This window comes from Photobacterium sp. Alg240-V54 (assembly GCF_900537155.1).
Classification (GTDB): domain Bacteria; phylum Pseudomonadota; class Gammaproteobacteria; order Enterobacterales; family Vibrionaceae; genus Photobacterium.
Genome location: NZ_UNRL01000007.1, coordinates 20,537 through 45,117, shown reverse-complemented (window position 1 = coordinate 45,117; position 24,581 = coordinate 20,537). Strand labels below are relative to the sequence as shown.

Annotated in this window: 15 protein-coding genes; 12 read left to right on the top strand and 3 right to left on the bottom strand. The window is 43.3% G+C overall.

From position 1 onward, the window contains the following. Nucleotides 1–184 precede the first annotated feature (184 nt). The 8 genes from gltB (G6R09_RS15505) to G6R09_RS15470 all read left to right on the top strand — a co-directional run bounded on the left by gltB (G6R09_RS15505) (nt 185) and on the right by G6R09_RS15470 (nt 15,913). Nucleotides 185–4,732 (top strand): glutamate synthase large subunit, encoded by a 4,548-nt coding sequence (gene gltB, locus G6R09_RS15505; protein ID WP_163923418.1) that lies wholly within the window; start codon nt 185–187, stop codon nt 4,730–4,732. Next, on the top strand, nt 4,725–6,191 hold the full coding sequence (locus tag G6R09_RS15500; protein WP_163923415.1) for a glutamate synthase subunit beta: 1,467 nt from the start codon (nt 4,725–4,727) through the stop codon (nt 6,189–6,191). Before gltB (G6R09_RS15505) ends, G6R09_RS15500 begins: the two co-directional genes overlap by 8 nt. 398 nt (nt 6,192–6,589) lie before the next feature. Next, nucleotides 6,590–11,053: a glutamate synthase large subunit gene (gene gltB / locus G6R09_RS15495; RefSeq protein ID WP_163923412.1), complete on the top strand. Its 4,464-nt coding sequence runs from the start codon at nt 6,590–6,592 to the stop codon at nt 11,051–11,053. Nucleotides 11,054–11,067: 14 nt separating this feature from the next. Beyond that, complete coding sequence (locus G6R09_RS15490) at nt 11,068–12,477, top strand: FAD-dependent oxidoreductase (protein WP_065169117.1); 1,410 nt, start codon at nt 11,068–11,070, stop codon at nt 12,475–12,477. A 175-nt stretch (nt 12,478–12,652) separates the two neighbouring features. Next, nucleotides 12,653–13,351, top strand: a complete 699-nt coding sequence (mtnN, locus tag G6R09_RS15485; RefSeq protein WP_065169205.1) for a 5'-methylthioadenosine/S-adenosylhomocysteine nucleosidase — start codon at nt 12,653–12,655, stop codon at nt 13,349–13,351. Between the two features lie 26 nt (nt 13,352–13,377). After that, nucleotides 13,378–14,340 (top strand): cobalamin biosynthesis family protein, encoded by a 963-nt coding sequence (locus G6R09_RS15480; RefSeq protein ID WP_163923409.1) that lies wholly within the window; start codon nt 13,378–13,380, stop codon nt 14,338–14,340. Further along, nucleotides 14,340–15,176, top strand: coding sequence for a vitamin B12 ABC transporter substrate-binding protein BtuF (gene btuF / locus G6R09_RS15475; RefSeq protein WP_065169115.1), 837 nt, complete (start codon nt 14,340–14,342; stop codon nt 15,174–15,176). The genes G6R09_RS15480 and btuF overlap by 1 nt, the downstream gene beginning before the upstream one ends. A gap of 125 nt (nt 15,177–15,301) precedes the next feature. Continuing rightward, on the top strand, nt 15,302–15,913 hold the full coding sequence (locus G6R09_RS15470) for a TRIC cation channel family protein (protein ID WP_060997613.1): 612 nt from the start codon (nt 15,302–15,304) through the stop codon (nt 15,911–15,913). An 81-nt stretch (nt 15,914–15,994) separates the two neighbouring features. On the opposite strand, the gene G6R09_RS15465 is transcribed toward G6R09_RS15470, so the two are convergent. Further along, nucleotides 15,995–16,615, bottom strand: a complete 621-nt coding sequence (locus tag G6R09_RS15465) for a DedA family protein (protein WP_065169114.1) — start codon at nt 16,613–16,615, stop codon at nt 15,995–15,997. A gap of 306 nt (nt 16,616–16,921) precedes the next feature. Here G6R09_RS15465 and G6R09_RS15460 point away from each other — a divergent pair, with 306 nt between their 5' ends. Then, nucleotides 16,922–18,241, top strand: coding sequence for a peptidoglycan DD-metalloendopeptidase family protein (locus G6R09_RS15460; RefSeq protein WP_065169113.1), 1,320 nt, complete (start codon nt 16,922–16,924; stop codon nt 18,239–18,241). A gap of 73 nt (nt 18,242–18,314) precedes the next feature. Here G6R09_RS15460 and erpA read toward each other — a convergent pair whose 3' ends face one another. Both erpA and clcA read right to left on the bottom strand, forming a co-directional pair. After that, nucleotides 18,315–18,656, bottom strand: coding sequence for an iron-sulfur cluster insertion protein ErpA (gene erpA / locus G6R09_RS15455; RefSeq protein ID WP_060997610.1), 342 nt, complete (start codon nt 18,654–18,656; stop codon nt 18,315–18,317). A gap of 62 nt (nt 18,657–18,718) precedes the next feature. Beyond that, nucleotides 18,719–20,107, bottom strand: a complete 1,389-nt coding sequence (gene clcA, locus G6R09_RS15450; protein WP_373423720.1) for a H(+)/Cl(-) exchange transporter ClcA — start codon at nt 20,105–20,107, stop codon at nt 18,719–18,721. 346 nt (nt 20,108–20,453) lie between these two features. Between clcA and hemL the strand changes: the two genes are divergently transcribed. The 3 genes from hemL (at nt 20,454) to rsmC (ending at nt 24,405) form a co-directional block, all read left to right on the top strand. Further along, a complete protein-coding gene (gene hemL, locus G6R09_RS15445) occupies nt 20,454–21,758 on the top strand; it encodes a glutamate-1-semialdehyde 2,1-aminomutase (protein WP_163923402.1) in 1,305 nt (434 codons plus the stop codon). A 383-nt stretch (nt 21,759–22,141) separates the two neighbouring features. Continuing rightward, a complete protein-coding gene (locus tag G6R09_RS15440) occupies nt 22,142–23,227 on the top strand; it encodes an AI-2E family transporter (RefSeq protein ID WP_065169110.1) in 1,086 nt (361 codons plus the stop codon). Nucleotides 23,228–23,385: 158 nt separating this feature from the next. Beyond that, on the top strand, nt 23,386–24,405 hold the full coding sequence (gene rsmC / locus G6R09_RS15435) for a 16S rRNA (guanine(1207)-N(2))-methyltransferase RsmC (protein ID WP_065177326.1): 1,020 nt from the start codon (nt 23,386–23,388) through the stop codon (nt 24,403–24,405). The last annotated feature ends 176 nt before the right edge of the window (nt 24,406–24,581 follow it).

The following is a 24,581-nucleotide window of genomic DNA, read 5'->3' as shown; positions in this document are numbered from 1 at the left end:
TGTGTTTTGTAACTATTAATCGTAATACAACAGAATTAAGTTTGTGAATGGCGGGTGCCATTATCATAAACACACCATCAGTGATGCAGGACAGGAGTCCATCTAATGCTAATTGGTAGTGATAATAAATTAGGGATAACCAAGTCTTAGGAATATGGCTTGATGTAACTGGAAGGATGTATCTATGACAGCTCAAGAGCTTAATGCTCAGGGACTTTATGTGCCTGAATTAGAGCACGATGCCTGTGGTATCGGCTTTGTTGCCCACCTTAAAAATCGTAAATCTCACCAAATTGTCACTCAGGCTCTCGATATGCTGGCACGTATGGAGCACCGAGGTGGTCAAGGCTGTGATCCTAGCAGTGGTGATGGTGCCGGAATTTTACTGCAAAAACCCCACGAATTTTTATTAGAAGAAACCGTTAAGCTCGGCATTAAACTGCCCACTTTTACCCAATACGGTGTCGGGGTGGTATTATTTCCAAAAGATGAACATAAACGTCAACAATGCCGTGATATTCTTGAACGTAATGCTAAACGCCTTGATTTAGAGGTTATTGGCTACCGTGTATTGCCCGTCGATAACTCAATGATTGGCGAAGATCCTCTAAGTACCGAACCTCAATTTGAACATGTTTTCATTACAGGTGGCGCCAACCTCGATCCTGCGGTGTTAGAACGTAAACTGTATGTATTACGTAATTATACTGTACGGGTTTGTTTAGAGAGCGTGTCTAATATTGGTGATGATTTCTACATTAACTCATTATCATATAAAACCTTAGTTTATAAAGGTCAGCTCACCACAGCCCAAGTACCACAGTATTTCCTTGATTTACAAAACCCAGCAATGGTGACAGCGTTAGCATTAGTCCATTCTCGTTTTTCGACCAATACCTTTCCACGCTGGCGCTTAGCGCAACCTTTCCGTTATATCGCCCATAATGGTGAAATTAATACCGTTCGTGGCAACCTTAATTGGATGAAAGCTCGCGAAGCCATTCTTGAATCTGACTTATTCAGTCAACAAGAACTCGATATGCTGCTGCCTATTTGTCAGGAAGGCAGTTCAGATTCTTCTAATTTCGATATGGCACTAGAGTTATTGGTACTTTCAGGACGTAGCTTACCGCACGCATTAATGATGCTGATCCCTGAAGCATGGCAAGAAAATACCAGTATGGATCCTAAGCGTCGTGCTTTCTACCAGTACCACGCCAATATTATGGAGCCGTGGGATGGCCCCGCCTCTGTTTGTTTCACTGATGGTGTGCAAGTTGGAGCGACTCTTGACCGTAATGGCCTCCGTCCATCGCGCTATACGGTCACTAAAGATGATTTTCTGATCATGGCATCAGAATCTGGGGTAGTAAAAATTGAACCTGAAAATGTTCAATTCCGTGGCCGCTTACAACCTGGCCGTATTTTTGTTGCCGACCTTGAGCAAGGGCGCATTATTTCAGATGAAGAAGTCAAAGATAGCATTGCAACCTCACAGCCTTATGAGCAATGGATCAAAGACAACCTGCTGACGCTTAAAACACTGCCTGACGCTGACAACATGTACCACCAGCCAACCCCTGAACGCTTATTACATCATCAACAAGCCTTTGGTGTTAGCTCAGAGGAAATTAACGATATTATCGTACCGTTAGCCAACACTGGCTATGAGCCTCTTAGTGCAATGGGTGCCGATTGGCCATTAGCAGTGTTGTCACACCAATCACAACATTTATCAAATTACTTTAAGCAGTTATTTGCGCAGGTGACTAACCCACCTATCGATCCAATTCGGGAGCGAATGGTGATGTCGCTCAATACCTATTTAGGTAAAGATCAAAATCTACTCACAGAAACCCCTGAGCACTGTCATAAAGTTGAGCTTGAATCACCGGTTCTTTCCAATGCTGAGTTAGAAAAAATTCGCGCGATTGATAATGAACACCTGCAATCAAAAACATTGGATATTGTATTTCGAGCCAGTGGCGAACAAGGCAAACTGGATCGAGCGCTAAAGCGTATTTGTCAGTATTCTGAAGATGCAGTGGTTGATGGTTACTCAATCATTATTTTGACTGATCGTGCGGTTAACTCTAACCATGCTGCTATTCCAGCAATGCTCGCGGTCGGTGCTGTTCATCACCATCTTATCCGTAAAGGTCTACGTGCCAAGTGTGACATCGTGGTTGAAACCGGTGATGCGCGTGAAACTCACCACTTTGCCACCCTTATTGGTTACGGTGCCAATGCCATCAACCCTTATTTGGTCACAGAAACACTGGTTGATCTGCAACATAAACGTAAGCTTGATCCACAACTACCGACCGATACCTTATTTGATAACTATCGCAAAGGGGTAAACGGTGGGCTACTGAAGATTTTCTCTAAGATGGGTATTTCAACGCTACAGTCTTACCATGGTGCACAAATTTTTGAGGCACTTGGTATCAGTAAAGCTGTTGTTGATAAATACTTCACCGGTACTGTGACACGAATTCAAGGTCTCACCATTGATGACATCGCGCAAGAAGTACTGGTGCGTCACCGTGTCGGCTACCCTACCCGTGAAATTCCAGTGCAAATCCTCGATGTCGGTGGTGTCTATCAGTGGAAACAACGTGGTGAAAAGCACTTATTTAACCCTGAAACCATTTCATTACTGCAGCAATCGACCCGTGAAAAAGATTACGCCCAGTTTAAGCAATATGCTAAAGCGGTTGATGATCAAGGTGACAACGCCGCCACACTGCGTAGCCAATTAGATTTTGTCAGCAATCCTGCCGGGGCAATTGCACTTGATGAAGTAGAGCCGATTGAAAATATTCTCAAGCGTTTCGCAACTGGTGCAATGAGCTTTGGTTCGATTTCTTATGAAGCGCACTCAACCCTCGCGGTTGCCATGAACCGGATTGGCGCTAAATCTAACTCCGGCGAAGGCGGTGAGGATCCGATTCGTTTTGATAAAAAAGACAACGGTGATTGGGAACGCTCGGCAATCAAACAGGTTGCATCTGGTCGTTTTGGGGTTACCTCTTACTACCTTACCAATGCGGCTGAACTGCAAATTAAAATGGCCCAAGGCGCAAAACCTGGCGAAGGTGGTCAGCTACCCGGTGATAAAGTTGATGATTGGATCGGTGCGACCCGTCACTCAACCCCTGGCGTTGGTTTAATTTCACCGCCGCCTCACCACGACATTTATTCCATCGAAGATTTAGCCCAGCTGATCTATGATTTAAAAAATGCTAACCGTGCTGGTCGTGTTAACGTCAAACTCGTTTCAGAAGCAGGTGTTGGTACCATTGCTTCAGGTGTTGCTAAAGCTAAAGCCGATGTAGTGCTGATTGCAGGCTTTGATGGCGGTACTGGCGCATCACCGATGTCATCGATTCGTCATACTGGTTTACCATGGGAACTTGGCTTGGCTGAAACCCACCAAACACTACTAAAAAATGGTTTACGTAACCGCATTGTGGTGCAGTCTGACGGCCAGATGAAAACCCCGCGCGATCTTGCGATTGCCACCTTACTCGGTGCTGAAGAATGGGGCGTCGCAACCGCAGCATTGGTTGTTGAAGGCTGTATCATGATGCGTAAATGTCATAAAAACACCTGCCCTGTTGGTATCGCAACGCAAAACAAAACGCTACGTGAGCGTTTTGATGGTCGCGTAGAAGACGTAGTGACTTTCTTCCAATACATGGCACAAGGTTTACGTGAAGTGATGGCTGAGCTTGGTTTCCGCACCATTGATGAAATGGTTGGCCAAGCGCAGAAACTAAAACTGCGTGATGATATCGGTCACTGGAAATACAAAAATCTTGATCTTAGCCCGGTACTGCACATTCAACCGCCACGTGCTGAAGATGGCATTTATAACCAGCGTCAGCAAGATCACGGTCTAGAGCAGGTGCTTGATCGCACCCTGATCCAACTGGCGCAACCAGCACTCACCAAAGGTGAAGCAGTTACAGCACAACTACCGATCATCAACACTGATCGTAGTGTCGGTACTATGCTATCCAATGAAATATCTAAAGTGTATAAAGATCAAGGCTTACCACTACCGATGACGGTTAAGTTTAACGGCTCTGCAGGTCAAAGTTTTGGTGCATTCTTAGCTAAAGGGGTGCAATTTACCGTTGAAGGCGATGCTAATGACTACTGGGGTAAAGGACTTTCAGGTGGAACATTAGTGCTTTACCCTGATAGCCACTCCGACATTATTGCCGAAGATAATATTGTGGTTGGTAATGTGTGTTTCTACGGTGCAACCTCAGGTGAGTCTTATATTCGCGGTCTTGCTGGTGAGCGTTTCTGTGTTCGTAACTCTGGCGCTAAAGTGGTTGTCGAAGGTATCGGCGACCACGGCTGTGAATACATGACCGGCGGTATCGCAATCATTCTTGGTCAAACTGGACGCAACTTTGCTGCCGGTATGAGTGGTGGTGTTGCCTATGTGTGGGATCAATTTGGTGATTTTGAAACCAAACTCAATGCTGAATTAGTCGACCTCGACCCTATCGAAACTGAAGATAAAGCACTGCTACTTGATATGTTAACCAAACATATTGAATTAACGGGTAGTACGGTTGCAGAGCTGTTCTTATCTAACTTTGAGGCTAACCTCAACCAGATGAGAAAAGTAATGCCAAGGGATTACAAAGCCGTATTACAACAGCGTCAAGCTGCCGCTCAAAACAAGGAAACGTTGGAGGCCATCAATGGGTAAGCCTACGGGATTTTTAGAATTTGGCCGCGAACTGCCAAGTAAGTTAGATCCAAGTGTTCGTATTCAGGATAACAAAGAGTTTGTTCTTAACGAGGAGTTTGGTGACAAAATTCAACAGCAATCATCACGTTGTATGGACTGTGGTGTACCGTTTTGTCATAACGCTTGTCCAATCGGTAACATCATTCCTGAATTTAATGATGCGGTTTACCGTGATAGTTGGGAAGAAGCGTGGAACATTTTAAGTTCAACCAATAACTTTCCAGAGTTCACAGGTAGAGTATGTCCAGCCCCTTGTGAAAGTGGCTGTGTACTTGGTATCAATCAAGATCCAATTACTATCTGTAATATCGAAAAAACCATTGTTGAAACCGCTTATCGTGAAGGTTATGCCAAACCTAAGATCCCTCGTTCACGTACCGGTAAAACCATTGCCATTATTGGTTCTGGACCTGCAGGCTTATCTGCTGCTGAACAGCTAAATAGCGCAGGTCATAGCGTGACAGTGTTTGAGCGCGATGAAAAGGTCGGTGGCTTACTGCGGTTTGGTATTCCCGACTTTAAGCTCGGTATGGATATCATTGATCGTAAAATCGACCTTATGGCACAAGCTGGAGTCAAATTTGAAGTCAATGCTCATATCGGGGTCGATATTAATGCTCAACAATTACGCCAAGAATTTGATGTGATTTTATTAACAGGCGGCTCAACCGTACCACGTAATTTACCGATTCCGGGGCGCGAGCTTAATGGGGTTCATTTTGCGATGGAGTTTCTCGCCCAAAATAACCGTCGTGCCAATGATATGGATCTCAAAACTGCAGAAATTTATGCACAAGATAAGCATGTAGTAGTGATTGGTGGTGGTGATACAGGCTCTGACTGTGTAGGTACTTCAAACCGTCATGGTGCAGCAAGTATCACCCAAGTTGAGATCATGCCATTACCGCCAGAAAAGCGCCCAGCGAATCAGCCATGGCCGTCATACCCAATGATAATGAAAACATCAACTTCGCATGAAGAAGGCTGTGATCGTTATTGGAATATTCTCACCAAAGAATTTATTGATGATGGTAACGGCAATGTCAAAGGGCTACGGGTTGCAGATATTGCTTGGCAAGATGCCAAACCCGGCGCAAGACCTAGCTTTGAAGAAGTGGCAGGGACCGAGCGAGTTATCGCTTGTGATATGGCATTTTTAGCGATGGGCTTTCTTCACCCAGAACCAACGGGTGTTTTAGCGCAATTAAATATTCAACTCGACGATCGCGGCAATGTTGCCACTGACAATTTTGCCACTAGCCAAGCAGGCGTATTTGCCGCTGGCGATATGCGAACTGGACAATCACTGGTAGTACGCTGTATTAACGAAGGTCGCGAATCAGCACGTGCCATTGATGGTTATCTGATGGGCAACTCAAATCTCGAAGCAAAAGCAGATTCATTGATGCTTTCGTAAACTTTATTGTTACCAGATTCTACTAAAATAAATAGCCAGCTTATCAATGCTGGCTTTTTTATTGCTTACAGTGCAGAAGATTATCCCCCGCCATGCTTTATCACATTAACCACCAACAACAACCAAACTTAGTGCTATTTTAGCCACAACAACCAGTCATTAGCGCTGTATTTTTACCGATAAAAAACTTACAACTGTAACGAATATAATTTTATTTCAGATAGTTAAAGTTAATAAAACCCACTTAGCAGTGATAAATATCATTTGTTAGCAACATTTGACCTTTTTGTAAATTATCGTTAGTTTGAAATATCGTAGGAAGTAAAATGCGTGATCTCACTTGATTGCGATTTTACAGTAAAACTGTTTGTAACAAGCAGGCGCAACGGAGAATTGCAATGTCACTGTATAACCCATCACTAGAGAAAGATAACTGTGGTTTCGGTCTTATCGCCCATATTGAAGGTGAAACCAGCCATAAACTTGTTCGAACTGCGATATCAGCCCTCGATCGCATGACCCACCGAGGAGGTATCGCCGCCGATGGCAAAACTGGCGATGGCTGTGGCTTATTAATCAAAAAACCCGATAATTTTTATCGTATTATTGCCGCAGAAAAACAGTGGAATTTATCTCGCGAATTTGCGGTAGGGATGATTTTTCTTAGCCAAGATCCGGTACTAGCACAACAAGCGCGCGAAATTATCAATCAAGAGTTAATCACTGAAACCTTATCGATTGCAGGTTGGCGTGAAGTGCCGATTAACCCAAGTGTGCTTGGCCCTATCGCGCAACAATCTCTGCCAACCATTGAGCAAGTATTTATTAATGCGCCCGCAGGCTGGAAGCCACGTGATATTGAACGTCGACTTTATATTGCTCGACGTCGCATTGAAAAACGCATTACTGCTGATAAAGATTTCTATATTTGTAGCCTTTCAACTCAAGTTACGGTCTACAAAGGGTTATTTATGCCCGCCGATCTACCTAAATTTTATCAAGATTTAGGTGATATTCGTTTAGAGTCATCGATCTGTTTATTTCATCAACGTTTTTCAACTAATACTCAGCCACGATGGCCATTAGCACAACCTTTCCGTTATTTAGCCCACAATGGTGAAATTAATACCATTACTGGTAACCGTCAATGGGCGCGAGCACGAGCCTATAAATTTAGCTCGCCACTGTTACCTGATTTAAAAACAGCCGCGCCGTTTGTTAATGAAACCGGTTCCGATTCATCTAGCCTTGATAATATGCTGGAGCTATTCTTAGCTGGCGGCATGGATTTGTTCCGCGCCATGAGAATGTTAGTGCCACCTGCATGGCAAAATCACCCCGATATGGATCCAGCACTACGGGCTTTCTATGATTTTAACTCCAAGCATATGGAACCTTGGGATGGCCCCGCTGGCATTGTAATGTCAGATGGTCGCTATGCGGCATGTAACCTTGATCGTAATGGCTTACGTCCAGCACGTTATGTGATCACTAAAGATAAACTGATCACTATCGCCTCTGAAGTCGGCATTTGGGATTACACTCCCGATGAAGTCGCAGAAAAAGGCCGGGTTGGCCCCGGTGAGCTGTTAGTTATTGACACTAAATTTGCTAAAATCTGGCACTCTCAAGATATCGATAACGAACTCATGAGTCGCCATCCCTATAAGCAATGGATGGACACCCATGTCCAACATTTAACCCCGTTTGAAGAGTTAGGTGATGACCACATCGGCCAACGCAGCTTGGATGATAATCAGCTAAATACCCATCACAAACAATTTAACGTTAGCCGCGAAGAACTCGATCAAGTGCTACGAGTGGTGGGTGAAAATGGCCAAGAAGCGACCGGTTCTATGGGTGATGACGCGCCAATGGCAGTATTATCATCACAACAGCGACCAATCACTGATTACTTCCGTCAAATGTTTGCGCAAGTTACCAATCCACCGATCGATCCTTTACGTGAAAAGCATGTAATGTCACTTGCCAGCTGTATTGGTCGTGAAATTAATGTGTTCTGCGAAACCGATAGTCATGCTCAGCGAGTGACATTTAAGTCGCCAGTATTACTCCATTCCGACTTTAAACAATTACTCGATCTTGATCAGCAATACTACGCCAGCAACCAGCTTGATATTAATTTTGATCCTCAACATACCGATCTTGAGCAAGCGATTGTGAGTCTGTGTGATAAAGCCCAACAACTCGTTGAGCAAGGCGCGGTACTGATCGTGTTATCTGATCGCGCAATTAGCCCCGACACGTTACCGATTCCAGCAGCAATGGCAGTTGGTGCAGTGCAGCGTCGCTTGGTTGATAACAATTTGCGTTGTGATACCAATATTGTGGTAGAGACAGCCACAGCACGCGATCCACATCAATTTGCGGTGTTATTTGGCTTTGGTGCGACCGCGGTTTACCCTTACCTTGCTTATGAATCACTGGCAAAAATGATTGATACTAAGGTAATTGATAAGTCGTACCGCGATGTAATGACCAATTATCGTAATGGTATCGATAAAGGCCTGTTTAAGATCATGTCAAAAATGGGCATCTCAACCATCTCTTCTTATCGCTGTTCAATGTTATTTGAAGCGGTTGGTTTGGGCGATGACATTATTGAATTGTGCTTTAAAGGTGTCGCTAGTCGCATTGCAGGCGCCGACTTTAGTGACATTCAACAAGACTTACATAACCTTGCTCGAAAGGCGTGGCTAAAGCGCAAACCGATTGATCACGGTGGTTTACTAAAATATGTTCACGGCGGCGAATTCCACGCCTATAACCCAGATGTGGTTTCGACGTTACAAAAAGCGGTTAAATCTGGCGACTATCAAGATTATCTCGCCTTTGCCGATCAAGTAAACCATCGCCCTGTAGCGGCTATTCGTGATTTATTAGCCTTAACACATACCGACAGTTCGATTGCGCTTGAGGAGGTTGAAGCGGCGACTGAGTTGTATAAGCGTTTTGACTCAGCAGCAATGTCAATTGGTGCCCTGAGCCCAGAAGCCCACGAAGCATTAGCGATTGCGATGAACCGTTTAGGTGGTTGTTCTAACTCTGGTGAAGGAGGCGAAGATCCACGCCGTTTTGGTAATGAGCGTAATTCTCGCATTAAGCAAGTTGCCTCAGGCCGCTTTGGGGTCACACCGCATTACTTAGTCAATGCCGATGTGATTCAAATTAAAGTCGCTCAAGGTGCAAAACCAGGTGAAGGTGGTCAGCTTCCCGGCCATAAAGTCACCACTGAAATTGCCAAGTTACGTTTTGCCGTACCAGGGGTGACATTAATTTCACCGCCACCGCATCACGATATTTATTCGATTGAAGATCTGGCGCAGCTGATCTTCGATCTCAAACAAGTCAATCCCAAAGCGTTAGTGTCAGTCAAACTGGTGTCTGAACCTGGGGTCGGCACTATCGCGACCGGTGTTGCCAAAGCTTATGCCGATTTAATCACCATTTCAGGTTATGACGGTGGTACTGGTGCAAGCCCGCTAACATCGGTCAAATATGCCGGTAGCCCGTGGGAGCTTGGATTAGCCGAAACTCAACAAGCATTGGTTACCAATGGTCTGCGCCACAAGATCCGTCTGCAAGTGGATGGCGGCTTAAAAACGGGGCTTGATGTGGTTAAGGCAACCATTTTAGGTGCCGAAAGCTTTGGTTTTGGTACCGCACCTATGGTCGCGCTTGGGTGTAAGTATCTGCGTATTTGTCACCTCAACAACTGTGCAACTGGTGTTGCGACTCAAGATGAAAAACTGCGTCGTGATTTCTTTAAAGGATTACCAGAACAAGTAATGAACTACTTTATTGGTGTCGGTGAAGAAGTACGGCAATTATTAGCCCAACTTGGGGTTAAGCAGTTAACCGATTTAATTGGTCGCACAGATCTATTACAACAACTTGATGGCTTTACCGCCAAACAGTCAAAACTTGATTTAAGCCCATTACTGGTGGCACCAACACCGCAAGCAGGTAAAACTTTATATTGTAGCGAAGCCAACACCCCCTTTGATGACGCGCAATTAAGCCAACAATTGTTAGAGCAAACGTTAAGTGCCATCGAAAATCGCAGTGGTGGAGAGTATCACTTCCCTATTTGCAATACCGACCGTTCAATTGGTGCCCGTTTATCAGGTGAAATAGCTAACCGTTACGGTAACCAAGGCATGGCATCAGCACCGATCACACTGCACTTTATCGGTACTGCTGGACAATCATTTGGGGTCTGGAATGCTGGCGGACTTAACCTAAACTTAACCGGTGATGCTAACGACTACGTTGGTAAAGGCATGACTGGCGGTGTTATTTCAATTCGCCCACCGCAAGGTTCAGCATTTAAATCTAGTGATGCAACGATCATCGGTAACACCTGTTTATACGGTGCGACAGGCGGCAAACTGTTTGCTGCGGGTAAAGCTGGTGAACGTTTTGCGGTCCGTAACTCAGGTACAATTGCTGTCGTAGAAGGTGCTGGCGACAACGCCTGTGAGTATATGACTGGTGGTATCGTGGCGATCTTAGGTAAAACTGGCGTTAACTTTGGTGCCGGCATGACAGGTGGTTTTGCTTATATTCTTGATCAAGATGGTGATTTTGCTGGTCGTGTAAACCCAGAATTGATTGAAGCCATCTCTCTCGATAAATTAAAGATCCACCAAGAACACTTACGTGGTTTGATTGACCGCCACTGGCAAGAAACAGCGTCAGCACATGCAAATGATATTCTGACCCACTTTGAGCAATGGATTCCAAAGTTCTATCTTGCCAAACCAAAATCAGCAGATATCAACACCCTGCTAGGTCATCAAAGTCGTTCAGAATCTGAACTGCGTCTTCAGGCACAATAAGGAAGGGATAGCCAATGAGCCAGAATGTTTACCAATTTATTGATGTCGAGCGTATCGACCCTCCTAAAAAAGCAATCCAAATTCGTAAGATTGAATTTGTTGAAATTTATGAGCCGTTTACCGAGCAACAAGCGGGCGCACAAGCTGATCGCTGCCTAGATTGTGGTAACCCTTATTGTGAATGGAAATGTCCAGTACATAACTACATTCCACAATGGCTAAAACTTGCCAATGAAGGCCGCATTATTGAAGCGGTTGAGTTATCACACCAAACCAACACCCTGCCAGAAGTGTGTGGTCGTGTATGTCCGCAAGATCGTTTATGTGAAGGAGCCTGTACTCTTAATGACGATTTTGGTGCTGTCACCATAGGTAATGTTGAAAAATACATTACCGATAAAGCATTTGAAATGGGCTGGAAGCCAGACATGTCCAATGTCGAATTAACCGATAAAAAAGTCGCCATCATTGGCGCTGGCCCTGCTGGACTTTCTTGTGCTGATGTTCTGGTTCGTAATGGCGTAAAACCGGTAGTGTTTGACCGCTACCCTGAAATTGGTGGTCTACTCACATTTGGTATTCCGTCATTTAAATTAGAAAAAGACATTATGGTCAATCGCCGCCGTGTCTTTACTGAAATGGGGGTTGAATTCCAACTCAATACTGAAGTGGGTAAAGATATCAGTATTGAAACGCTACTGGCTGATTATGATGCGGTTTTCTTAGGGGTAGGCACCTATAAAAACATGCGAGCAGGGCTGGAAAATGAAAATGCTACTGGTGTGTATGATGCGCTGCCATTTTTAATTTCTAACACTTACCGAGTGATGGAGTTGGAGCAGCAACAACCGTTTATTGATATGAAGAATAAGCATGTGGTTGTGCTTGGTGGTGGTGATACCGCCATGGACTGTGTCCGTACCTCAATTCGTCAAGGGGCAACAACCGTTACTTGTGCTTACCGCCGCGATGAAGCCAATATGCCCGGTTCAAAACGCGAAGTGAAAAATGCCCGTGAAGAAGGGGTTAACTTTGCTTTTAATCTACAACCATTAGCAATTGCGGTTGATGATAACGGTAATGTGATTGGCGTTGATGTGGTGAAGACCGCATTAGGCGCAGCAGATACTGCTGGTCGTCGTCGTCCAGAACCCGTTGCAGGTAGTGAACATCGACTCGCAGCAGATGCGGTGATCATGGCGTTTGGTTTTCAGCCTCATGCAATGCCTTGGCTAGCACCTTATGATGTTGAACTCGATCAATGGGGGCGTATTAAAGCCACAGACACTGAGTTTGCTTTTCAAACCACCAACCCTAAAATCTTTGCTGGCGGTGACGCAGTGCGCGGTTCTGATCTCGTCGTTACAGCTATTGATGAAGGCCGCAAAGCCGCTGATGGTATCCTTGATTATTTAGACCTATAAAACACTTTAGTCATTACCTGTCACAATCAACACAGCAGTTGCAGTTTGCATTTGCTGTGTATTTACAACGATTAAAGCCGTTGACACGAGAGTTTTGGAATAATGATTATCGCTCATGCTACAATCTTGGTTATATCAGCACTGTTCGTGCCCTCATCAACAAGAGATACCATTCATGAAAATCGGCATTATTGGCGCGATGGAACAAGAAGTTGCCATCCTTAAAGATCAACTGACTGACTGCGAAACACATAATAAAGCAGGTTGTACTATCTATACTGGTAAACTAAACGGCGCAGACGTTGCTTTACTACAATCAGGTATTGGTAAAGTATCAGCAGCGGTAGGTACTGCGGTTTTGCTTGAAACTTTTCAGCCTGATGTAGTGATTAACACCGGCTCTGCCGGCGGTTTTGAGTCAAGTCTAAACGTTGGTGATGTGGTTATTTCTACCGAAGTACGTTACCACGATGCTGACGTAACGGCATTTGGTTACGAAATTGGTCAAATGGCACAGCAACCAGCAGCATTCCTTTCTGACGAAAAATTAATGTCTGTTGCCGAGCAAGCACTTGCAGCATTGCCACAACCACCACATGCGGTACGTGGTTTGATTTGTACTGGCGATGCATTTGTATGTTCAACAGAAAAACAAAACTTTATTCGTACTCATTTCCCAACCGTGGTTGCAGTTGAAATGGAAGCTGCGGCGATTGCTCAAGCTTGTCACCAATTTAAAGTGCCATTTGTGGTTGTACGCGCAATTTCTGATGTTGCCGACAAAGAATCACCAATGAGCTTTGATGAGTTCCTACCACTTGCAGCACAAAGCTCTTCTGTAATGGTTGCTAAAATGGTTGAATTGTTAAACTAATAACATCAATGAGATGATAACTACTGATGACAACTTCGGCATTTATCGCCTCATTGACAACCAATAGCTCCCTGCTAGCTTTGTGGGGAGCGTTATTATTACATTGGTTCTTACCTATTCCACACCAGCTACATCCATTACGTATTTGGCAGCGGTTAGCATTATTGATTGCCACTCGCGTCAACCATCCTCATGAAAGCTACTCACAACGTCTATTAGCAGGCTATTTAGCATGGGCATTAATGTGGTTAACAGCCTTGGTATTGTTAATTGCTATCAATGAATTAGTTTGGTATTCAACCCTCTTTCAATTGACACTGTTATGGCTTGCCCTTGATTGGCATCATACCGCCGATCTTAGCCGTCAATTTAATCATGCCTATAATCGCCACGATAAAGACCACTGTCGCCAATTGCTCGCGCCACATATTAATCGTAATACTACTGTACTTTCACTGCTTGGTTTAGGGAAAGCGGGCGCTGAAACCATTATTTTAAGTTACGGTCGGCATGTGGTTGGAGTGCTATTTTGGTATGCTATTGGCGGCGGCATTAGCGCGATTTTATATCGATTAGCCATCAGTCTTGCGCGTGCATGGTCACCAACACGGGCTCAATATGCCGTGTTTGGATACCCCGCGATTCGCATTGCTGCCATCGTTGATATCGTTCCATTACGGTTATTGGCGTTATTGATCAGTGTCGGTCATAATAGCCGCGCTGCAATACAAGGCTTACGTCAGCAAGGTGAGCATTGGCATTTACCCGGTCCTGGTTGGCTTTTAGTTGCCATAGGACACAAACTAGCGTTATCACTGGGAGGCCCTGCAATTTATAATAATATAAAAATGCAACGGCCACGTCTGGGGGGGAGAATCGCTCCTGCTGCGTTACATCTTTCACAAATCCAGCAACTTATCACACAACGACTGTATGCGTGGATTATCGTTGAAAGCTTATTGTTATACTTTTTCGGTGGAGTTTTATAGTGCGGTTATTGGTTTTATTTATGCTGGCAATCTGCGCCAGTTTTTCAAGCACTGCAGCCACTCTCGCGCAACAAACGCAACGTATTATCAGCTTATCACCCCATACGACTGAAATGGCTTATGCAGCCGGTTTAGGTAATAAACTTATTGCAGCAAGTGCCTATAGCGATTACCCACCGGCGGCAAAAAAACTGGAGCGGGTTGCCAATTATCGTGGCCTTAAAATGGAACGGATCTTAGCCTTAAAGCCCGATTTAATTTTAGCCTGGCAAGGTGGCAACCCCAGCCGTGAACTTGCTCGTTTACAACAATTGGGGATCAAGATCATTTACTCAAACCCAAAAACATTGGCAGATATACCGAAAACATTAACACAACTAAGCCATTATGCAGCTTCGCCACAAGTCGCACTTCAAGCGGCGGCAGCATTTAACCAACAATTACAGCAACTAAAAATAGCCAATCATAATAAATCTAAAGTGCGTTATTTTTATCAATTAAGCTCAACCCCATTAATGACGGTGGCCGATAGTGGCTGGCCAAGTCAAATCTTTCGTTTTTGTGGTGGCGAAAACATTTTTGCTAATAGCCGTGTCGCCTACCCTCAGGTTAATCAAGAACAGGTCATCGTTCGCCAACCGCAAGTAATATTTAGTCCGCAGTCAATAACAACAACGCTGCAATTATGGGCACCATGGCAACAGCAATTAGCCGCAGTTAAGCAACATCATATTTATCAATTAAACGCTAATTGGTTAAACCGACCCACACCACGAACATTATTAGCGATTAAACAAGTCTGCACGTTACTCAATCAAGTACGAGACGATCACTAATCACACTATTGTGATAAACCCTGTGAATAACTTCACAAAGCATTTAATTGCTGTTGTGCGTTGCGAATTAATTCGTACAATCTCAGCCGCTTTACTCAACTTCTTTTATTCTTGTAGGTACAGAGATGCTCATTTATTTTCTCGATATGTTCGGCACTGCAATTTTTGCCGCATCGGGTGTACTCATGGCTGGACGGTTACGTATGGATCCGTTTGGCGTCGTCGTACTTGCAAGTGTGACAGCCATTGGTGGCGGTACTATTCGAGATATGGCATTAGGGGCAACACCGGTATTTTGGATTCACGATACTAACTATTTATGGGTGATTTTTATTACCTGTATTATCACCATGCTTGCCACTCAACGTCCACGACGAATGCCATGGTATTTTCTACCCGTTGCTGATGCGATTGGACTTGCCGTATTCGTTGCTATCGGGGTCGAAAAATCATTACGTTATGGTGCATCACCATTAGTTGCGGTGATTATGGGCGTGATTACTGGTTGTGGTGGCGGCGTTATTCGTGATGTATTAGGTCGCGAAGTACCGATGATTTTTCGTACCGAGGTGTATGCAACAGCATGTATTATAGGCGGTATTGTCCACACGCTAAGCTTAACACTCGGTGTATTACCCTCAATGGCAGCCATTATGGGTATTATCACCACCTTATCGATTCGTTTAGCCGCTATTCGTTGGAATCTTTCACTGCCAACTTTTGCACTGCGAAATTAAATAGATAACCTAATAAAAAACCGCCATGCTTGCACTTTCACGTGCAAGCATGGCGATTTTTTGTTGCAGCCGATTCCAAAGTTACTTTTCAATCGCAACTCGACTACGCTGAAAACGACGGTAAACCAGCCATGTAATTGCAACAACTATCACCGCAACTACCATCCAACATTGAGTTTGATACTTATGGTAAAACGCGAGTATAGGTGCAACTTCGTCACGTAAATAAGCCGGGGCAACACCAAAAACAAGTAACCATACTGTCACCGCTAAAAAGTTACCGGTAAAAAACAATTTTGCTGGCATAGCGGCAATACCACAGCCAATACACATAAATTGTTTAATCCCTTCAACAAAACGACTAATGATCAGCCCTAACATGCCATAGCGATCAATAAAGCCATGCAACTTGGTCAATGTTTTAGGTTTAATCCATTGCTTTCGGGTTAACACATGCCCAAATTGACGTCCAATAAAGTAGCCAATGCTATTACCAATAAAACTTGCGCTCCAACCAACCATAAGCACTGCAGGCAATGACATTTTACCGGATGCAGCTAATAAGCTCGCAACCACTAATAATGACTGTCCAGGTGCAGGAATCCCCATACCTTCAACGGCAATCGCCAGCGCTAAAATATAATAGCCATACTGCTGCAGCAATGGCGTGAGTTCAGTAATAATATGTTGAATCGATTCCATGGCCAGTCTATGTCAGAAAAATGAACATTAATTTGTGATGATAGACTGAATTTAGCAGAGACCCTAACGATCAAAGCTAAAAATTAAGCTTACTAAAATGAACTTATTAAAAAAAGCAGGCTCTCAGTAGATAAGAATGATGATTTCAGGACGATAACATTACATAAATTTTGTTGTAAAAATGACCATTTTTGATTAGTTCGACAAATTTATAAAAAACAATCTCGATTTTTTTGGCTTCAATAGCCGCTTATATTAAAACCCGTTACACTTAATATTATTTATTTATTTTTTTTTAATACTGTTATGAATGGAAGCTCCTTACCTCGTATGCCAAGAATAAATAAAATACTGATCGGAGTCATCAGTAGTGCCGTTATTGCCTTAATTATGGCACCTGATATTTATGCAGAGCCGCCAACAAAAAATGAGCCTACATATCAACTAGGCCAACATTATCCATTAGTTTTACCCTCAACATCCACAGCAGCAGTAACAACAAAGCCAACACCCTATTCAGCATTAGCATGGAAAACTCACACCATCAAAAATGGTGAAAGCTTAGCTGTAGCATTTGATAATGTTGGCTTAGACACGGTGTTATTACATCAAGTTGTTGCAACCTGTGATAACACTAAAAAGCTGGTTTCGTTACGCCCAGGGGATAATCTCAATTTTGGTTTTGATGATGCCGGTAAGCTTATTGAATTACACCAACCATTAAACAACATTGAAACCTTGGTGGTAAAACGCACGTCTGATGGTGATGATTTTACGGCCTCGATTGATAAGCAACAAATCGAAACTCAAACCAACTACGCTCAAGCAACAATTGATTCTAGTTTTTGGAATGCCGCCGATAAAGCAGGCTTAACCGCTAATCAAATCATGGAAATCGCAGCCCTGTTTGGCTGGGATATTGATTTTGCGCTTGATATTCGAGCCGGCGATAAATTTGAAGTGCTGTTTGAGCAACATTACCTCAACGGAAATGCGATTGATCATGGCGATATTCTTGCTGCGACATTTACCAATATGGGACAAACTTTTACTGCCGTACGTCATCAAGACGGTAAGTATTATGATAAAAATGGCCAAGCGATGCGTAAGGCATTTTTACGTTCACCGATTAATTTTCGCTATGTGAGTTCAAACTTTAACCCGCGCCGTCTACACCCTGTAACGAAACAAGTAAAAGCACACCGTGGCACCGATTATGTAGCTCCAGTCGGCACCCCAATTTGGGCGGCAGGTGATGGAGTGGTGATGCAATCGGGTTATAACCAATTTAACGGTAACTACGTCTTTATTCGCCATAATGGTAATTACGTTACCAAGTATTTGCACATGACCAAGCGCATGGTAAAAAGCAGCCAACGAGTAAAGCAAGGACAAACCATTGGTACTCTCGGTGGCACAGGTCGCGTAACGGGCCCGCATTTACATTATGAATTCTTAGTTAATGGCAAGCATCAAAATCCGCGCACTGTCGATTTACCTCAAGCGCATTCGCTATCAGGAGCGGCGCAAACGGTGTTTAAGCAACAAGCACAGCAACAACTTGGACAAGTCGCAAGCTACAGTAGTTTATTAGCGAAAAATGCAATTTTACTGCCGCAACACTAATTTTTACTGATGTTACAACCAAAAAAAGCCGTCAAATTGACGGCTTTTTTAATGGCAGTGATAACTCATCGCGTTAGACGCTAAATGATGCTCCACAACCACAAGTTGTTGTTGCATTCGGATTATTAACAAAGAAGCGTGAGCCTTCTAAGCCTTCAGTATAGTCAACAACACCGCCGATTAAATACTGTAAGCTCATTGGATCAACCACTAACGTTACACCACTGTTTTCAATGGTCATATCACCGTCATTGACTTTCTCGTCAAAGGTAAAGCCATATTGAAACCCACTACAACCACCACCTGTAATATACACTCGTAGTTTTAATTCTGGGTTCTCTTCTTCAGCGATAAGCGTTTTTACTTTATTCGCAGCCACATCAGAAAAAGTCAGCGGCAAATTAACATCGCTCATTACAAAACCTCTCAAACACTTCCATTAATTAAAGTTGATTATCTAATACCTGACTATTGTGTTCAAGTATTAGCCGTCTCAACAGGTGCATCATGTGGTGAATCGTGGCCTAATTTTTCTTTTTTAATGGTACGGTGAAGCAATTGGGAGTAAATCGGCTGACCACCAAGCATTTGGGCCATCATGGTTGCGCCTAATGTTGTTACCACTAATGGCAAAATGAGGTGATAGTTATTGGTCATCTCGATAACCAATAAAATACCCGTAATAGGAGCACGCACGGTAGCTGCAAATAATGCTCCCATACCAGCAATAGCAAATAAGCCCGGTGCAATCCCTAAATGAGGGTACATTTCAAGTGCCACGGTGCCAAAAAACGTACCAAACAGGGTGCCTAATGCCAACATTGGCGCAAAGATACCACCTGGAGCACCCGAGCCAAAACACAATAATGTTGTCACAATCCGCGCAAAAAACAACAGCAACAGCATATTTAAGCTGTAATCACCATTGGTGGCCGGTGGAATAAGGAAGACACCGCCGCCAGTTAGCTCTGGAAAATACAGTAATAATAGACCAAAACAGCCACCTAACAATCCACCAGTAATTAAATAACGGGTACGATTATTATGGTGAATGTTAACAAACCAATCGAGGGTGAAAATAATTAAGCGGTTAAAAACGACCCCAAAACCACCAAATAGCAGCCCTAATAGCAAGAATAACCACAACGAGGTTAGTGCCGGAGCATCATATTGCGGCATGGTAATAACCGCACTTTGGCCGGAAATAAACCGAAACACAATCGTCGACATCATTGCCGAAATCATGACACATTTAACCGAAATTAAACTGTAACGAAATTGCGGCCGCATCTCTTCGATAACAAACATAATCCCCGCCATCGGGGCATTAAACGCAGCAGCCAAGCCACCAGCAGCACCAGCAGCAAGTAATGAATGGCGACCTTCTTTATCTTTTAAACGGAAAATATCGGAAATCATACGCCCAATATTACCGCCCATCTGTACTGTCGGACCTTCACGGCCCAACACCATACCTGAACCTAACGCGCCTAAACCACCAAAGAACTTCACTGGAATAACCCGCCACCAGCGAACAGGGCGCATTTCATCCATCGCACCTTCAATCTCAGGAATACCAGAGCCCCCCGCTTCAGGAGCAAAACGACACACTAAAAAATAACCGATAAATGCTAAAATACCACTCACAAGGAAGGCAGCTAACCATAATGGCAGCACACTAGTGATTTCATCGCGTAGCCATACAGTCCGTTGCTCACTAACCCATCGCACACCAATTTCAAATAGTGTACCTACTAAACCGGCAAGAATACCGACGAGAGCAGAAAGAAACAGAACAGAAACAGGTGTTTTATCTTGGGTCAAAAAACGCCTCACTAACCCACTCGGTTGAAGATGGAAAGGCATATGAAGACCGCGCGATTTTTCAGTCATTAGAGAGCCGTATTATATAAAGATGACGCTATTACAGCGCAGAAGATAAGGATGGATGAGTATTATAGCCTAATCCAATGTGGTTATGATTTACACTGCTAATGTTGAAAAATAGCTTTGCAACTGTGACTTGTTCCTCAATTTGTAGTCATACCAGTTTAGATTCTGCTTCATTTTAAACCGCAAAATGATTCTCTCTTCAGCGTTACTTTAGGTACAATAAGACAGTTTCACTCCCCACACTTCTCTCGCCTATGCTTGATAAGGACAGAGAATTCTGTGGATTGGATCAACGCCTTACTTTTTTATAGGATGTCATATGAGCAAAACGAGCAAGTCAGCTGATTTATTTGCTAAAGCACAACAAAAAATTCCAGGTGGTGTCAATTCACCTGTTCGTGCCTTTGCAGGCGTTGGTGGTACACCATTATTTATTGAACGTGCCGATGGTGCTTATATCTTTGATGCTGATGGCAATGCCTATATTGATTACGTCGGCTCATGGGGCCCAATGATTTTGGGACACAACCATGCTGCTATTCGTGATGCTGTTATTAACGCAGCCCAGCAAGGTTTAAGTTTTGGTGCGCCAACAGCGATGGAAATTACCATGGCTGAATTAGTATCAACATTGGTGCCTTCAATGGAAATGGTGCGCATGGTAAGTTCAGGTACTGAAGCGACCATGAGTGCGATCCGTCTTGCACGAGGTTTTACTGGTCGTGACAAAATTCTTAAATTTGAAGGTTGTTATCATGGTCACGCTGATTGCCTATTAGTAAAAGCAGGCTCTGGTGCATTAACTCTAGGTCAACCAAGCTCTCCAGGTGTTCCTGCTGATTTTGCCAAACATACTCTGACTGCGACCTACAACGATTTGAATTCTGTTCGCGAAGCATTCATGGCGCAACCGGACCAAATCGCATGTATTATCGTTGAACCTGTTGCGGGTAACATGAACTGTATTCCACCTGTTGCGGGCTTCCTTGAAGGCTTACGTGACATTTGTGATGAATTTGGTGCGCTATTAATTTTAGATGAAGTAATGACAGGTTTCCGTGTATCACAAGGCGGCGCTCAAGGTTATTACAATATCAAACCTGATATCACAACCTTAGGTAAAATTATTGGTGGTGGCATGCCTGTCGGTGCATTTGGTGGTCGCCGTGAGGTGATGGAATTTGTTGCCCCTACTGGCCCAGTATACCAAGCTGGTACATTATCTGGTAACCCTGTCGCTATGGCTGCTGGACATGCATGCTTAACCGTATTAACTGAAGAAGGTAATGAAAAACGCCTTGCAAATACCACTAAACGTTTAGCTGACGGCTTTAAAGCATTAGCTGAAAAACATGGTATTCCATTAGCAGTCAACCAAGTTGGAGCAATGTTTGGCTTCTTCTTTATTGATCAAGATAGTGTGACTTGCTATGAAGATGTGACCAAGTGCGACATTGAACGCTTCAAGCGTTTCTTTAATTTGATGTTAGACAAAGGTGTTTATCTTGCACCTTCAGCTTATGAGGCTTGCTTTACCTCACTTGCGCATAACGATAAAGAAATTAATGCGACTCTAGAAGCAGCTGATTTTGCCTTTGCAACCCTTGCAGCTGAAGCCAAATAGCACCATTTAGAATAAATAATACAATGTAGTTAAAAACATTATTTTATTAATGCTATGATGCAAAAAGGTCACTGATTGTGGCCTTTTTTTATGACAGCCGTTTATTATTAGGTTAATCATAGAACCAATAAATAATGCACGCTATATAGTGAAAATTTACTGCCAAAAATAGACCGCAAGTCCAGCAACCAGTACTAATACAATGAGCACTAACGACGGCTTAGGTTTTTTTTTGTCATCACAACCACAATTACAACATCCCATAAGTTATCTCCTCGATAAGGGCTATAATCATCAAACCAACCATGGTGATTATAATGATAATCCTTATCAATTAAAGTGAGAGTGACTGTTAGCGGTCGATTTTAATAAGGATAAATACAGTGTCTAAACCCTTTAAGGTAGAACCACGTCATTGGATGCTGATTGCGGCACTCATTGTCGCAGCTTATGCCAGTTATAAATTAATCGAACCTTATCTTGGCCCGATTGTATTAGCGTTTATTATTTCCCTATTGTTTACCCCATTACACAAACGCTTATTAGCCACAATGCCAAGCCGTGAAAACACTGCTGCGATGCTGTCATGTCTGATTATGACCGTTATTATTGTTATTCCTCTTTTAGTGGTGTTTTCGTCAATTGTGCATCAAGGTACAACAGTATCTAAAGAAAGTTATGAGTGGTTAACCAGTGGCGGTCCCAAAGCACTCTTTGCGCATCCTGATGCTCAAAGGGCGTTGGCGTTTATTGATAAGTACTCACCATTCCATGATTTCGATCCACAAGTCATTATTCAAAAAATAGCAACAACAGCATCACAAGTAGGCTCTCAAGCATTCAATATCAGCGCTAAAATATTAGGTGATGCGACCAGTATCCTAGTTAATTTTATGATGATGCTATTTGTCTTATTCTTCTTATTACGTGATAACGATAAAATGATCGCGGCCATTCGTCATGTGATCCCACTATCACGCAGCCAAGAAGATGAAATAATGAACGAAGTAGAACAAGTCGCAAAGTCAGCGGTCCTTGGTTCATTTTTAACGGCTGTCGCTCAAGGCGTTGCTGGCGGATTTGCAATGTGGCTTTGTGGTTTTCCTGGCCTATTCTGGGGCTCAATGATGGCTTTCGCATCATTAATTCCCGTCGTCGGTACCGCCTTAATTTGGCTACCGGCCTCGCTGTATTTACTGCTAATTGGTGATTGGCAATGGGCGCTATTCCTTGCTTGTTGGGGAGTGATTGTTGTCGGCTCTATCGATAACATCGTCCGTCCATTACTGATGCAAGGCAGTTCAAGTATGAACACCCTATTGATCTTCTTTTCAATCATCGGTGGTATTCAGTTATTTGGCTTAATTGGCATGATCTATGGCCCTATCATTTTCGGAGTTACTTTAGTGCTGTTTAAAATGTATGAGGTTGAATTTCAATCCTTCCTTGAACAACAAGATAATAACTAATCCTCAGTAATCACTGCCTAACATGCCGTTATTATTAGCGATAATAATAACGGCCAATGAGCATTCTTACTGTTCTACAGCCAGTGACTTTCCATCTGTCACTATTTATGGAACAATCCGCGTTCCTGAACCATGATGTCTATTTTGAGGCCAGTTACATGTCTTATTCCCCTGCGAGCCAAGTGGTTGCTCGTCAATCTGCGTTTTTTGAAAACCGTAAAGTCCTTATTGCTGGTGAACTAAACGATACTTTTGCCTCAGAATTACTTCCAATAGCACAATCGGTAACGGTGTTTACCACCAATTACGGTTACGTGGGTGATATTGAACACCACCAAGCCATTGACTGTCATTTTGGCGCTGAACTTAATGCAGAATTAGATATTGATATGATTTTGCTTTTTTGGCCCAAAGCAAAAGCAGAAGCTGATTATTTATTATCGATGTTATTGAGCAAATTTGCGGCTGGCGTCGAAGTCTGTATTGTGGGTGAAAACCGCAGTGGTGTTCGCAGCGCAGAAAAAATGTTTGCTCAATACGGCCCATTAACCAAATATGACTCAGCTCGTCGTTGTAGTTTTTACTGGGGACGTTGCGATACACCTGCTGCTGCATTTGATATCAATAAATGGTTCCGTAGCTACCCGATCAGTATTGCAGGCGTCAACCTTACTGTACGTTCACTGCCCGGTGTATTTAGCCATGGTGAGTTTGATAAAGGCTCTGAGCTACTGCTAAATAACCTACCAACACTTAATGGCCGTGTACTTGATTTTGGTTGCGGTGCAGGTGTTATTGGTGCAGTAATGAAAGCCAAATACCCACAGATCGAACTTGATGTGTGTGATATCAGCGCACTTGCGATTGAATCAGCCAAAGAAACCTTTAAAGTTAATCAACTCAAAGCTAACTTTATCGCGACTGATGTCTATAAAAACATTAATGGCCCTTACCAATATTTAATCAGTAATCCACCTTTTCATGCTGGTTTAAAAACATTTTATACCGCTACTGAAACGTTTATTAATCAAGCGCCTAATTATTTAAATCAGGGTGGTGAGTTAGTGATTGTGGCGAACTGTTTTCTGCAATACCCACCTTTGATTGAAGCCAGTCTTGGCCAGTGCGATATTAGTTCTCACACTAACAAATTCAATGTTTATAACGCTAAAAAATAATAAACAACAACTTATAATCAGTATTTGAATTTTATAAAGGGCAGTCAATACTGCCCTTTTTTATGACGTTAAATTTGTTAATTGTGTGCCTTTTGACACGATTCTATTTCTAGTAACTTGATTCATAATAAAAATATAGTATAAACGCTGTAATTCATCACATTGAGTTAAGACGA